Raw genomic sequence first — 14446 nt, forward strand, 5'->3', positions numbered from 1 at the left:
CCTTTGTTGTTTTTACTGAATCTCACTAATCTTTTTTATGAAGCTGAAACTCGCCATCCAGAAATCCGGCCGTCTGCACGACGATTCGATCAAACTGTTGAAAGAATGTGGTATTGACATCAATAATGGGGTCAACCAATTGAAAACAGCCGCCAGCAACTTCCCCCTGGAAGTGTTTTTCCTGCGCGATGATGATATCCCGCAGTATGTAGAGGACGGCGTAGCCGATATAGGCATAGTAGGAGAGAACGTAGTGATGGAGAAGAACAAACAGGTGCAGATAGTGGAAAAGCTGGGTTTTGGCAAATGCCGTTTATCCGTAGCGGTGCCCAAGACCATGGACTATACCGGCGTGGCCGACCTGGACCGCCTGCGTATTGCCACCAGCTACCCGGTGATCGTAGAACAGTTCCTCAAAAAGAACAATATCACCGCAGAGATACACGAGATCAGCGGCTCTGTGGAGATAGCTCCCGGTATTGGCCTGGCAGATGCCATCTGCGACCTGGTGAGCAGCGGCTCCACCCTGTTCATGAACGGTCTTAAGGAAGCAGAGGTGATCCTCAAATCAGAAGCGGCGCTCATTGCCAACAAGGGTCTGAACGAAGCGCAACAACAGCTGCTGCAAAAACTGCTGTTCCGCATACAGGCTGTAAAAAAGGCCAAGAACAATAAATACATCCTGCTTAATGCGCCCAATCATAATCTGCAGCAGATCATAGGCCTGCTGCCTGGTATGAAAAGCCCCACCGTACTGCCCCTGGCAGAAGAAGGCTGGAGCTCTGTACACTCTGTATTAAGCGAGAACGAATTCTGGGATATCATCGAAAGCCTCAAAGCCGCCGGCGCACAGGGCATACTGGTAGTGCCTATTGAGAAGATGATCATTTAATAATAAACGGGGCAACCCGCCACCGTAATTAGTAATTCGTAATTAGTAATTAATAATGCAAGTCTTCGAATATCCGGATAAATCTGCCTGGCCCGCGCTCCTCCAACGGCCCGTAATGGATACCACCGCCCTGGAAGCGAATGTGGGCGCTATCCTGCAGGATATTAAGCAACAAGGCGATACCGCCGTACGCAAATACGCCTTACAGTTTGATAAGGTGCAGCTGAACGAGCTGCAAGTAACAGAAACGGAATTTGCACATGCTACTGCCGCACTGGACCCCGCGCTGAAACAGGCCATCCTGCAGGCTAAACAGAATATCGAGACCTTCCATCGCGCGCAACACGAAGCCGGTAAGATCATAGAGACCATGCCCGGCGTACAATGCTGGCGCAAGGCCATCGCCATAGATAAGGTTGGGCTATACATACCCGGTGGTTCCGCGCCGCTGTTCTCTACCATCCTGATGCTGGGCATTCCTGCTGCTATTGCAGGCTGTAAGGAAATGGTGCTGTGCACCCCCTCCAACGCGGCAGGCGAGGTGCATCCGGCCATCCTCTTTGCTGCCCGCCAGGTAGGGATTGACAAAGTATTTAAGATAGGCGGCGTACAGGCCATTGGCGCTATGGCCTATGGTACAGATACGGTGCCTAAGGTATACAAGATCTTTGGTCCCGGTAACCAGTACGTTACCTGCGCCAAACAGCTTATCAACAAAGAGGGCATTGCCATTGATATGCCGGCCGGCCCTTCAGAAGTGGCTGTATTGGCAGATGATAGCTGTGTGCCCGCTTTTGTGGCCGCAGACCTGCTCTCCCAGGCGGAGCATGGCCCGGATAGCCAGGTGCTGCTGGTAAGCACCTCCATGAACGTGATCAAAGCCGTACAGCAGGAAGTAGCTAGCCAGCTGGCGCAGCTGCCCCGCCGCAATATTGCGGAACAGGCGCTTACCCATAGCCGCCTGGTACTGGTACAGGATATGGAAAACGCTATGGAGTTGCTGAACGCCTACGCGCCGGAGCACCTGATCATCGCCTGTAAGGATGATATCACCCTGGCAGATGGCGTAGTGAATGCCGGCTCCGTATTCCTGGGCAACTACTCCCCGGAAAGCGCGGGCGATTACGCCTCCGGCACCAACCATACCCTGCCTACCAATGGCCACGCAAGGGCTTACAGCGGCGTTTCGCTGGATAGCTTTGTGAAAAAGGTCACCTTTCAACGCCTCACCAAAGAAGGATTGCAGAATATTGGCGCTACCATAGAGGCCATGGCCGCCGCAGAAGGATTGGATGCGCACAAAAATGCCGTATCTATCAGAATGAACTCTTAATACAATACCGCTATGTTCGATCTCAATAAATTACTCCGCAATAACATCAAACAACTGGTGCCTTACTCCTCCGCCCGGGATGAGTTCAAAGGCGAAGCGCGCATTTTCCTGGACGCTAATGAGAACAGCTTTGGTTCCCCGCTGCCAAAGGATTACAACCGCTACCCGGATCCCATGCAATGGCAGCTTAAATACAAGCTGGCAGATATCAAAGGCGTACCGCCGCAACATATCTTTATTGGCAATGGCAGCGATGAGGTGATAGATGTGCTGTATCGCGCCCTGTGCAACCCTGGTGTGGACAATGTGGTCCTGTGCCCGCCTACCTACGGCATGTACGAGGTAAGCGCCCGCATTAACGATGTGGTGATACGCCAGGTAAGCCTTACAGAAGACTTTCAGCTGGATATGCCCGCCCTGCAGCAGGCCGTTGATGAGAATACCAAGCTGATATTTGTGTGCTCTCCCAACAATCCCACCGGTAACTCCATCAACCGGAGCGATATAGAGCTGCTGCTCAACAATTTTGATGGCATTGTAGTAGTGGATGAGGCTTATATCAATTTTGCCCGCCAAAAGACCTTTATACAGGAGCTTACAGAATATCCCAACCTGGTGGTGATGCAAACCCTGTCCAAAGCCTGGGGCCTGGCCGCACTGCGGGTAGGGATGGCTTTCGCGGGGGAAGAGATCATCAACGTAATGAATAAGATAAAACCGCCTTATAATATCAGTCAGGCTGCACAGGAACTGGCCTTACAGGCGCTGGAGAATGTGGCCCAGGTGAATGAATGGATCAAGGAGACCGTAGTACAAAGAGATGTGCTGGCGGCTTCACTGATCAATTTACCCATTGTGCTGCAGGTGTATCCCAGCGATGCCAACTTCATACTGGCTAAGACCACAGACGCAAAAGGCATTTATCAATACCTGGTAGAACAGGGCATTGTAGTGCGCGACCGCTCCCGCGTAGAGCTCTGCGCCGGCTGTCTGCGTATTACCGTAGGCACCCCGGAGGAAAATGAAACACTGATCAATACACTGGCGCAAATCGAGGTGGGCAGCACCTCTCAAAAATCATAAATAATGAAGAGAGTACTATTCATAGACCGTGATGGCACCCTGATAAAAGAAGTGCCGCCCACCTACCAGATCGATAGCCTGGAGAAAATAGAATACTATCCCAAAGTATTCACCTATATGGCGCGCATAGCCGCAGAGATGGATTATGAGCTGGTAATGGTCACCAACCAGGATGGCCTGGGTACGGAATCCTTTCCGGAAGCCCATTTCTGGCTGGTGCAGGATAAGATCATCCGCGCATTTGAGAACGAAGGCGTCAGCTTCACCGCTGTGCATGTAGACCGTACTTTCCCGCATGAGAATGCCCCCACCCGTAAACCCGGCACCGGCATGCTTACGAAATATTTCTCCGCAGACTATGACCTGGCTAATTCTTTTGTGATAGGCGACCGTATTACAGATGTGCAGCTGGCCAAGAACCTGGGCGCCAAAGCCATCTGGATGAATGAAGGCACTGGCCTGGGCAGCGGTGAGATAAAAGACGCGGCAGCCGCGCTACAGCCGGTGATCGCCCTGGAATCTACTGATTGGGCAAAGATCTATGAGTTCCTCAAACTGGGCCTCAGAACGGTTACCCATACACGTACTACCAAGGAAACGGATATTTCAATTACCCTTAACCTGGATGGCAAAGGCCAGGCGCAGATAGCTACCGGCCTGGGTTTCTTTGACCATATGCTGGAGCAGATAGCCCGCCACGGTAATATAGACCTGAATATCCAGGCAAAAGGCGATCTGCATATTGATGAGCACCACACTATAGAAGATACCGGCCTAGCGCTGGGCGAGGCCATGGCCAAAGCCCTGGCAGACAAACGCGGTATGGAGCGCTACGGCTTTTGCCTGCCCATGGATGATTGCCTGGCACAGGTGGCCATCGATTTTGGCGGCCGTAACTGGCTGGTATGGGATGCTATCTTTAAGCGGGAAAAGATAGGGGAAATGCCTACAGAGATGTTCTTCCACTTCTTCAAATCGTTCTCAGACGCCGCCAAATGTAATCTCAACATCAAGGCAGAGGGCGACAATGAGCATCATAAGATAGAAGCCATCTTTAAGGCCTTTGCCAAAGCCATTAAGATGGCCGTGCGCAGGGACCCAACGAACCTGCAGCTGCCAAGTACCAAAGGGGTGTTGTAAAAAAATTTGCATTTTTAAATAAAACTGCCCATATTTGCTCCTGCAATGAATAAGAACATGACATACAAACATTGGTGGTGGCACGGAATCATATCCTGATCTGTGTTACAGTGCCATATTTCGTATGAAATAAATATACTTGGAAGGCTCGCTGTTACACAGCGGGCCTTCTGAATTTTTAGCCCTTAGCTACCAGCTTTTAGCTCTTAGCAACAGGCTACACTCTAACAGCTAACTCCTAACAGCTATTTTATCATGCGTACCATTCAAGTAAACACAAAGTTCAAACAGATGCTGGCGGATGTATACACACCGGTAGGCATTTACCTGCGCCTGCGGGATAAGTTCCCCGGCACGGTATTGCTGGAAAGTACGGATTACCGCGCCAGCGAAAACAGCTTCTCCTTCATCTGCGTAAAGCCCATCGCGGGCATAGAGGTCACTTCCACGTCCAATTTTGAATTTAAGTATCCCAACCTGCCCGTAGAGCGTAAGCAGCTGAAAAATAAGGAGAGCGTGCTGGATGAGCTGCAGCACTTCCTGGGCCAGTTCAGCTTCTCCGGCCAAACGCCCTTGCCCGTGGTACGCAGCCTGTTTGGATACACCACTTTTGATGCCGTGCAGTTCTTTGAGACCATTGAGTTCAATAAGCAGAAGCCCAATGGCAGCACCATCCCGCTGATGCGTTACCGCTTTTACCAGTACGTGATCGCCATCAACCATTTTAAAGATGAGCTGTACCTGTGCGAGCACCTGACGGATGGCCTGGAAAGCGAGTTTGAGCTGATAGAGTCCCTCATTAAACATAAAGATGTACCAACTTACGGGTTCACGGCAGTTGGCGGGGAAAGCAGCAATATGACGGATGAGGAGTATATGCAGATGGTAGAAAAAGGCAAGCAGCACTGCTTCCGCGGAGATGTGTTCCAGGTGGTATTGTCGCGGGCTTTCCGGCAGCAATACAATGGCGATGAATTTAATGTGTACCGTGCCCTCCGCTCCATCAATCCCTCCCCTTATCTCTTCTACTTCGATTACGGCGATTATAAATTAATGGGTTCCTCTCCGGAAGCCCAGCTGGTCATCAAGGATAATAAAGCCATCATTCACCCGATAGCAGGCACTTTCCGCCGCACTGGCGATGATGAGCAGGATAAACTGCTGGCAGATAAGCTGCTCCTGGATCCTAAGGAGAACGCTGAGCATGTAATGCTGGTAGACCTGGCCCGTAACGACCTGAGCCGCCACGCTTCAGATGTGCATGTATCCTCTTACCGCAAGATCCAGTATTACTCCCATGTAATACACCTGGTAAGCGAGGTAGAAGGCAAGATACCGCCACAGGTAAATCCTTTCTCCCTGCTGGCAGCCACCTTCCCCGCAGGCACCCTCAGCGGCGCGCCTAAATACCGGGCCATGGAGATCATTGACCAGTATGAGCCTACCGCCCGCGGCTTCTACGGCGGCTGTATAGGGGCCGTGAGCTTTAACGGCGACTTTAACCACGCCATCATGATCCGCTCCATGCTTAGTAAGTCCAATACCCTGTACTACCAGGCAGGCGCCGGGGTAGTAGCCAAATCTGTGGCCTCCTCTGAGCTGGAAGAAGTGAACAATAAACTGAATGCCTTAAAACAAGCCATACTACTGGCCCAAAAGCTCTGATAATGACTAATATTCTTGTGTTCGATAACTACGATTCTTTTACTTATAACCTGGTGCACCTGGTAGAGAAGATCATCAATGGTAAGGTGACGGTGTACCGCAACGATGAAATACCGCTGGAGCAGGTGAAGGCGTTTGACAAGATCATCCTTTCACCCGGGCCAGGCATACCGGAAGAAGCGGGTTTGCTCTTACCCCTGATCAAAGAGTATGCGCCTTCCAAATCCATCTTTGGCGTATGCCTGGGCCAGCAGGCCATAGGCCAGGCCTTTGGCGGTGACCTCATCAACCTTACGGAAGTGTATCATGGCGTGGCCACGCCGGTGAACATTGTGTCCCGCGAAGGCCGCCTGTTTAACGGGTTGCCGGATCAGCTGGAGGTTGGGCGTTACCATTCCTGGGTGGTGGATGAAAAAAGCCTGCCCGCATCGCTTACCGTAACCGCGCGGGATGAGCATGGTTATATCATGGGCCTGCAGCATCAGCAATATGATGTGAGCGGCGTACAGTTCCACCCGGAAAGCGTGCTCACGCCGGAAGGGGAGAAGATCCTGCGGAACTGGCTGGAGATGTAATCTGATCACACATCCCTCAATCAAAACACAAACATGAAAAAGATACTCAATTACCTTTTTGAACATAAGACCTTTACCCGCGAAGCAGCAAAGGATATCCTGATCGGTATTTCCAAAGGCATGTACAACGAAAGTGAGCTGGCTGCGTTCATGACAGTGTTCCTCATGCGCAGCATTACCATCAACGAGCTGCTGGGTTTCCGCGACGCATTGCTGGAGCTTTGTATCCCCTTAAAGCTGGATGGTTACGATGTGCTGGATATTGTAGGTACCGGCGGCGATGCAAAGAATACCTTTAACATCTCCACGCTATCTTGCTTTATTGTTGCCGGCGCAGGCGGTAAGGTGGCCAAACATGGCAACTACGGCGTATCCTCAATAAGCGGGGCCTCTAACCTCATGGAAACCGCCGGTTATAAATTTAAGAACGAGGAAGCTAAATTGCGGGCGGAAATAGAGGAAGCAGGCGTTTGTTTCCTGCATGCGCCCTTGTTTCACCCGGCCCTTAAACATGTAGCGGGCATCCGCCGCCAGTTAGGGGTACGTACGTTCTTTAACATGCTGGGCCCCCTGGTAAACCCGGCCTTTGCCAAATACCAGCTCATAGGCGTTTACAGCCTGGAGATGGCCAGGGTATACAACTACCTGTTCCAGCAAACAGATAAACAGTTTGTGATCGTGCACAGCCTGGATGGGTATGACGAGATCTCCCTCACAGCAGATGCGCGCATCATCACCAATAAAGGCGAGCAGGACTGGACGCCGGAACAGCTGGGCCACCGCAAAGTGCACCCGGAAGATATTTACGGTGGTAACTCTGTAGAGGAAGCCGCAAAGATCTTTATGAAGATCTTAAAGGGAGAAGGTACCTGGGCGCAGAACTCCGTAGTGCTGGCCAATGCCGCCATGGGGCTGTTCTGCATGGGTAAGTATGATAACTATGCAGATTGTTTCCAGGCAGCGGTAACTTCCCTCGAATCCGGCGCGGCGCATAACGCGTTTAAGAAATTGATTGCATTACAGTAATAGTGAACAAGACATGAAAGACATCTTAGCCGAAATTGTGGCCCACAAACAGGTAGAAGTTGCTGCCCGCAAACAGGTACGCAGCATAGCAGAATTGGAACAGGCGCCCGCATTCAAACGTACGCCCCTGTCATTGAGCAGCTTCCTGAAAGATCCTGCCAAAACAGGCATCATCGCAGAGTTTAAACGCCGCTCTCCTTCTAAAGGGCTCATCAACGGCAATGTAACCGTGCAGGAAGTAACCACTGCCTACACCCGTTACGGCGCTTCCGGCTTATCTGTGCTTACGGACGAAAAGTACTTTGGCGGCTCCGCAGACGATCTGCAGCAGGCCCGTAGCTTCAATAATATTCCCATACTGCGCAAAGACTTTATGATTGATGAATACCAGATCATAGAAGCAAAAGCTATTGGCGCGGATGTGATACTATTGATAGCCGAATGCCTGAGCGCCGCGGAAGTGGCCCGCCTGGCGCAGTTTGCCAACAACCTGGGGCTGGAGGTATTGATGGAAGTACACGGCGAATCTCAGCTGGAAAAAGCTACACAACATGTGCAGATGGTAGGCGTGAATAACCGCGACCTGACCACTTTTAAAGTAAACTTTAACCGCTCCTGCGAGCTGGCGCCTAAGATACCGGCAGATAAATGTAAAGTGGCGGAAAGCGGCATCAGCGATCCCGCGGCCATTGCTACCTTAAAACAGGCCGGCTTCCAGGGGTTCCTGATAGGTGAGCATTTTATGCGCCAGGAAAACCCGGCCAGGGCTTTTGAGCAGTTTGTGGCAGATGTGAAGGCGGCAGAAAAAGTATCATAAAAACAGCGCATGGAATCGTTTATAAAAGTATGCGGCATTACCCAACTGGCAGATCTGCAGGCCCTGGTACAATATGGCGTGGATTACGCGGGCTTTATCTTCTATGAAAAGTCGCCCCGCTTTGTAACAGGTAAGCTGGATGCCGCTGCTGCCAAAGAGATCACCGGCATTAAGAAAGTGGGGGTGTTTGTAGATGCGGACCTGCAGGTGGTAAAAGACGCTATCCACAACTATGGCCTTAGCCTGGTGCAGTTGCATGGCAATGAAACGCCTGCCTATTGCGCGGCCATCCGCGAAGTGGCGCCGGTGATCAAAGCCTTCCGCATAGGAGCGCAGGTGAACTGGCAGCAGCTGGAGCCATGGATCCCGGTTACGGACTATTTCCTGTTTGATACAGCAGCAGGTAAAGCCTATGGCGGCACCGGCCAGCAGTTTAACTGGGACCTGCTGGGCAGCTATCCTTTCGCGCATCCTTTTTTCCTGAGCGGAGGTATAGGGCCGGAACACGCGGCTTCCCTACAGCAGCTGCAATTGCCAGCGCTGGTAGCGGTGGATGTGAACAGCTGTTTTGAAACAGCGCCGGGCATAAAGGACATGCAACAGGTGCAGGCATTTGTACAACAATTACGATCACAAACAAAATAATTAAGGACGATGGAGATTGCGGTAAATACAAACGGCTCCAAATACCATGTTAACGAAAAGGGTTATTACGGCAACTTTGGCGGAGCATACATCCCTGAAATGCTGTACCCTAACGTAGAGGAATTGCGGCAAAATTACATGCAGATAATGGCCGATCCGGCTTTTCAGCAACAGTTCACGCAGCTGCTGAAAGACTATGTAGGCCGCCCTTCGCCACTATACCTGGCGCAACGGCTGTCTGAGAAATACAAGGCCAATATCTACCTCAAACGGGAAGACCTGAACCACACCGGCGCCCATAAGGTCAATAACACCATTGGTCAGATCCTGCTGGCACAGCGCCTGGGCAAAAAGCGCATCATCGCGGAAACCGGCGCGGGACAGCATGGCGTAGCCACGGCTACCGTATGCGCCCTCATGGGCCTGGAATGTATTGTATACATGGGCAGTGTGGATATCGAAAGACAGGCGCCTAATGTGGCCCGTATGAAAATGCTGGGCGCAACGGTAGTACCAGCCACCAGCGGCAGCCGCACATTGAAGGATGCTACTAACGAAGCTATCCGCGACTGGATCAACAATCCGGTGGATACGCATTATATCATTGGCTCTGTAGTAGGCCCGCACCCTTACCCGGATATGGTGGCCCGCTTCCAGTCCGTGATCAGCGAAGAGATCAAGCTGCAGTTACAGGAAAAGACCGGCACGCCCTATCCTAATTATGTAATGGCCTGCGTAGGTGGTGGCAGCAACGCCGCCGGTACCTTCTTCCATTTCCTGGACGATGAGCAGGTACAGCTGATCCCCGTAGAAGCCGCCGGTAAAGGCGTAAACAGCGGTTTTTCCGCCGCTACCTCCCAGCTGGGCAAACCCGGTGTAATACACGCCAGCAAAACCCTGCTCATGCAAACGGAAGATGGCCAGATCATAGAGCCGCACTCTATTTCCGCCGGCCTGGATTATCCTGGCGTAGGCCCCTTACATGCGCATTTGTTTGAGAGCGGCCGCGCGCGTTTTATGAACGCTACGGATGATGAGGCCCTGGCTGCCGCTTTTGAGCTCACCCGCCTGGAAGGCATCATCCCCGCGCTGGAATCTTCCCACGCGCTGGCCAAGCTTAAGGACCTGCAGCTGCAACCCTCAGATGTAGTGGTGGTGTGCCTGAGCGGCCGTGGCGACAAGGATATGGCTACTTATATCAATCACATGGAATTAATAGCTAAAAGCTAACCGCTATTTTTATGAATCGCATAGATCAACTTTTTGCTGCCAAGAAAGAACGTATACTCAATATATACTGTACAGCCGGTTTCCCTGCGCTGGAAGATACCCTGCCCGTAATGACGGCCCTGCAGGCCCATGGCGCGGATATGATAGAACTGGGCATGCCCTTTTCTGATCCGTTGGCAGATGGCCCGGTAATACAGGACAGCAGCACCCGCGCCCTGCAGAATGGCATGAGCATTAAAAAACTGTTTGAACAGTTAAAGGGCTTCCGGAAAAATATACAGGTGCCGGTAATACTCATGGGTTACCTGAACCCCGTACTGCAATTTGGCGTGGAAGCTTTCCTGCAGCAATGCGCGGAAACAGGCGTAGATGGCATTATCCTGCCAGACTTGCCCATGGCGGAATACGAGCAGGATTACAAACCCCTGTTTGAAAAATATGGGTTACACCTTATCTTTCTGGTAACACCGGAAACCAGCGATGCGCGCATCCGCCAGATAGACGCCGTTAGCAACGGATTTGTGTACGCGGTGTCTTCGTCTTCCACCACCGGTAAGGATAAGGATATGAAAGGCCAGCAGGCCTATTTTGAACGGCTCAAAAAACTGCAACTGCAGCACCCGGTACTCATTGGTTTTGGTATAAAGGATAAAGCCACTTTTGACGCCGCCTGCGCTTACAGCAACGGCGCTATCATCGGCACTGCCTTTATAAAAGCGGTAGAGAACAGTCAGGCGCTGGATAAGGACATACAGCAGTTCATCCAAACAGTGTTATCATGAAGCCGACATGATTAAAATAATCATTAAACCCGGAGGGTAATGATTATTTTAATCATCAAAGGCTCCATCTGACCATTGAAAAAGACAAAAGATAGACAGATGAATACAGCTATTATAAAATACAACGCCGGCAACATCCGCTCTGTGCTGTTCGCATTGGACCGCCTGGGGGTACAGGGCACGGTAACAGATGATCCGGAAGAGATCCGCTCCGCGGATAAGGTGATCTTTCCGGGAGTGGGGGAGGCCAGCACCGCCATGGCATACTTACGGGAAAGAGGGTTGGACAAACTGATCACAAGCCTGGAGCAGCCTGTACTGGGTATTTGCCTGGGCATGCAGCTGCTGTGCAAACACTCTGAAGAGAATGATACGGATTGCCTGGGCATATTTGATGTGCAGGTAAAACGTTTCCAATCGCCGGTAGAGAACTTGCTGAAAATACCGCAGATAGGCTGGAACAATGTTGCCAACCTGCATAGCACCATCTTTGAGCATGTGCCGGAGAACAGCTACATGTATTTTGTGCATAGCTATTACGCCGCGCTGTCGCCGGATACGGTGGCCATGGCCAATTATGTGATCAATTACAGCGCTGCCCTGCAAAAGGATAATTTCTATGCCGTACAGTTCCACCCGGAAAAGTCGGCAGAGGCAGGTCAGCATGTATTGGAAAGTTTCCTGAAGTTGTAGCATATGAACGACACGATCACTATAAAACGGATCAACACCGTTGATATTTTACCACTGCGCCGGGACCTGCTGTACCCCGGCCAATCCCTGGAATCTGTACGGCTGGAGCATGACGATCACGCCCTGCATTTTGGCGTTTTTGAAAGCGGGCAACTGGTAAGCGTAGGCTCCCTGTTCCTGAACCAGGACCACGCGCAGTTCCGTAAGCTGGCCACCGCGGCGGAAAAACAAGGCAAAGGTTATGGCACTATGCTCATTAAACAAATGCAGCAACAGTGTATACAGGCCGGCGTACCTTTGTTATGGTGCCATGCTCGTAAAACAGCGGAAAGTTTTTATACCCGCCTGGGTTTTAAACGGGCAGGAGCATATTTCGAGAAGAACAATATCATTTATTGCAGGATGGAAATACCCGTGCAGCAACAGCCGCAAAAACAATTCACCGTAATACCGGCCATCGATATTATTGATGGCAAATGCGTACGCCTTACCCAGGGTGATTATGCCCAGCAGAAAGTATACAATGAGCACCCGCTGGAAGTAGCCAAAGCCTTTGAAGATATAGGCGTACAACGCCTGCACCTGGTAGACCTGGATGGCGCTAAAAAAGGCGCGGTGGTGAACTGGAAAGTGCTGGAAGCCATTGCCGGCAAAACAGGCCTGGTCATAGACTTTGGCGGCGGCATAAAAACAACGAAGGACCTGGAGATCGTATTCGAAAGCGGCGCAGCCCTGGCCACTATTGGCAGTATTGCCGTAAAGGACCCGGAGCTGTTCTTTAGCTGGGTAAAAGAATACGGGCCGGATAAGATATTCCTGGGCGCGGATGTAAAGGAAGAAAAAATAGCGGTAGGCGGATGGCTGGAAACCACCGCCCTTTCTATATTTGACTTCCTGGAACAACATACCGCCCGCGGCGTACGCCATATCTTCTGTACAGATATTGCGAAAGATGGCCTGTTACAAGGCCCTTCCATCGATCTGTATAAGAAAATACTGGACCGCTTCCCCGCCATTGACTTTGTTGCCAGCGGCGGCGTAAGTAACCTGCAGGATGTAATAGACCTGCAAGAGATAGGCTGTAGCGGCGCTATCATCGGTAAAGCCATTTATGAAGGAAAGATCAGCATGGACGAGCTGAAACAATTAATCAAAAAGTAGAACATGCTTACCAAACGAATCATCCCCTGTCTTGATATCAAAGACGGCCGCACCGTAAAAGGGGTAAATTTTGAGAACATACGCGATGCCGGCGATCCCATAGAACTGGGGGCTTTATATGCCCAGCAGGGAGCGGATGAGCTGGTATTCCTGGATATAACGGCTACGAACGAACGGCGTAAGACCCTTTCGGAGCTCGTAACCCGTATTGCCCGCCATGTAAACATTCCCTTTACCGTGGGCGGGGGCATTTCCGCTGTAGAGGATGTGTATGTGTTACTACAATCCGGCGCAGACAAGATCTCCGTCAATACCTCAGCTTTTAAACGCCCGGAGCTGGTGGATGAACTGGCCCGCGAATTCGGCAGCCAGTGTATTGTACTGGCCATTGATACCCGTTTTGAAGGAGACGACTGGTACGTATACCTGAATGGCGGCCGCGTAAAAACGGAGACCAAAGCCTACGACTGGGCAAAAGAAGCCGTAAACCGTGGCGCCGGCGAAATACTGCTTACCTCTATGAACAACGACGGTACCAAACAGGGTTTTGCCCTGGATATCACCGGCCGTTTATCACAAAACCTGAACGTACCGGTGATTGCCTCCGGCGGCGCGGGCACCATGGAACATTTTACAGATGTATTTGGTCAGGCCCAGGCAGACGCCGCCCTGGCCGCCAGCATTTTCCATTACAAAGAAATAGAAATACCCACGCTGAAACAGTACCTGTACGGCAAGGGAGTGAATATAAGATTCTAGCTAAAAGCTAAAAAACATGAACATCGATTTTCAGAAATCGCCGGATGGCCTGGTGCCGGCAATCATACAGGACGCAGCTACCTTAAAAGTGCTTATGCTGGGTTATATGAACCAGGAAGCGCTGGATAAGACCCTGCAGGAAAAGAAAGTGACCTTTTTCAGCCGCTCCAGACAACGCCTCTGGACAAAGGGGGAAGAGAGTGGCAATTTTTTGCTCCTGCAGGACGTTAAAGTGGATTGTGATAATGACACCCTGCTTATTAAAGCCAATCCGGTAGGTCCCGTTTGCCATACTGGCGCGGATACCTGCTGGAATGAGCAGAATGTGAGCAACGATTTCCTGGCAAAGCTGGAAGCAGTGATCACAAACCGGAAGAACAATCCTTCTGATAACTCCTACACTTCCAGGCTGTTTGCCAAAGGGATCAACAAAATAGCCCAGAAAGTGGGCGAAGAGGCAGTGGAAATAGTGATAGAGGCCAAGGACAATAACGAGGCCCTGTTCCTGAACGAGGGTGCAGACCTGCTGTTCCATTACCTGGTGCTGCTGAGCGCCAAGGGCTACCAGCTGTCAGACGTGCTGGGCGTGCTAAAGGAGCGGCACAAGCCGGAGTAGGAAAAGAATAGTGATTTTTTATATATTTA

At 51.2% G+C, this 14446-nt stretch carries 15 protein-coding genes; all 15 read left to right on the forward strand.

The window, feature by feature from the left end; translation table 11 throughout:
• Positions 1–37: 37 nt before the first annotated feature.
• On the forward strand, positions 38–892 hold the full coding sequence (hisG, locus tag F0L74_RS17995; RefSeq protein WP_149839264.1) for an ATP phosphoribosyltransferase: 855 nt from the start codon (positions 38–40) through the stop codon (positions 890–892).
• A 55-nt stretch (positions 893–947) separates the two neighbouring features.
• Positions 948–2225: a histidinol dehydrogenase gene (gene hisD / locus F0L74_RS18000; RefSeq protein ID WP_149839265.1), complete on the forward strand. Its 1278-nt coding sequence runs from the start codon at positions 948–950 to the stop codon at positions 2223–2225.
• Positions 2226–2237: 12 nt separating this feature from the next.
• Positions 2238–3308 (forward strand): histidinol-phosphate transaminase, encoded by a 1071-nt coding sequence (gene hisC, locus F0L74_RS18005; protein WP_149839266.1) that lies wholly within the window; start codon positions 2238–2240, stop codon positions 3306–3308.
• 3 nt (positions 3309–3311) lie between these two features.
• Entirely contained in the window at positions 3312–4448 is a 1137-nt protein-coding gene (gene hisB, locus F0L74_RS18010; RefSeq protein ID WP_149839267.1) for a bifunctional histidinol-phosphatase/imidazoleglycerol-phosphate dehydratase HisB, read from the forward strand.
• A gap of 255 nt (positions 4449–4703) precedes the next feature.
• Positions 4704–6113 (forward strand): anthranilate synthase component I family protein, encoded by a 1410-nt coding sequence (locus tag F0L74_RS18015; RefSeq protein WP_149839268.1) that lies wholly within the window; start codon positions 4704–4706, stop codon positions 6111–6113.
• Between the two features lie 2 nt (positions 6114–6115).
• Positions 6116–6688 carry an anthranilate synthase component II gene (locus F0L74_RS18020; protein WP_149839269.1) on the forward strand — a complete coding sequence of 191 codons (573 nt, stop codon included), beginning with the start codon at positions 6116–6118 and terminating at the stop codon, positions 6686–6688.
• A gap of 33 nt (positions 6689–6721) precedes the next feature.
• Positions 6722–7714: an anthranilate phosphoribosyltransferase gene (gene trpD, locus F0L74_RS18025; protein WP_149839270.1), complete on the forward strand. Its 993-nt coding sequence runs from the start codon at positions 6722–6724 to the stop codon at positions 7712–7714.
• 13 nt (positions 7715–7727) lie between these two features.
• A complete protein-coding gene (gene trpC, locus F0L74_RS18030) occupies positions 7728–8531 on the forward strand; it encodes an indole-3-glycerol phosphate synthase TrpC (protein ID WP_149839271.1) in 804 nt (267 codons plus the stop codon).
• Between the two features lie 9 nt (positions 8532–8540).
• Positions 8541–9176, forward strand: a complete 636-nt coding sequence (locus F0L74_RS18035) for a phosphoribosylanthranilate isomerase (protein WP_149839272.1) — start codon at positions 8541–8543, stop codon at positions 9174–9176.
• A 9-nt stretch (positions 9177–9185) separates the two neighbouring features.
• Positions 9186–10406 carry a tryptophan synthase subunit beta gene (gene trpB / locus F0L74_RS18040; protein WP_149839273.1) on the forward strand — a complete coding sequence of 407 codons (1221 nt, stop codon included), beginning with the start codon at positions 9186–9188 and terminating at the stop codon, positions 10404–10406.
• A gap of 11 nt (positions 10407–10417) precedes the next feature.
• Entirely contained in the window at positions 10418–11188 is a 771-nt protein-coding gene (gene trpA, locus F0L74_RS18045; protein WP_149839274.1) for a tryptophan synthase subunit alpha, read from the forward strand.
• A gap of 99 nt (positions 11189–11287) precedes the next feature.
• Positions 11288–11881: an imidazole glycerol phosphate synthase subunit HisH gene (gene hisH / locus F0L74_RS18050; protein WP_149839275.1), complete on the forward strand. Its 594-nt coding sequence runs from the start codon at positions 11288–11290 to the stop codon at positions 11879–11881.
• A 3-nt stretch (positions 11882–11884) separates the two neighbouring features.
• Complete coding sequence (gene hisA, locus F0L74_RS18055) at positions 11885–13042, forward strand: 1-(5-phosphoribosyl)-5-[(5-phosphoribosylamino)methylideneamino]imidazole-4-carboxamide isomerase (RefSeq protein ID WP_149839276.1); 1158 nt, start codon at positions 11885–11887, stop codon at positions 13040–13042.
• 3 nt (positions 13043–13045) lie between these two features.
• The gene (gene hisF / locus F0L74_RS18060; RefSeq protein WP_149839277.1) at positions 13046–13801 is read left to right on the forward strand and encodes an imidazole glycerol phosphate synthase subunit HisF; all 756 of its coding nucleotides are present in this window, start codon (positions 13046–13048) and stop codon (positions 13799–13801) included.
• Positions 13802–13817: 16 nt separating this feature from the next.
• Positions 13818–14417, forward strand: coding sequence for a bifunctional phosphoribosyl-AMP cyclohydrolase/phosphoribosyl-ATP diphosphatase HisIE (hisIE, locus tag F0L74_RS18065; protein WP_149839278.1), 600 nt, complete (start codon positions 13818–13820; stop codon positions 14415–14417).
• Positions 14418–14446: the final 29 nt, after the last annotated feature.

Source organism: Chitinophaga agrisoli, assembly GCF_008386695.1.
GTDB lineage: Bacteria > Bacteroidota > Bacteroidia > Chitinophagales > Chitinophagaceae > Chitinophaga > Chitinophaga agrisoli.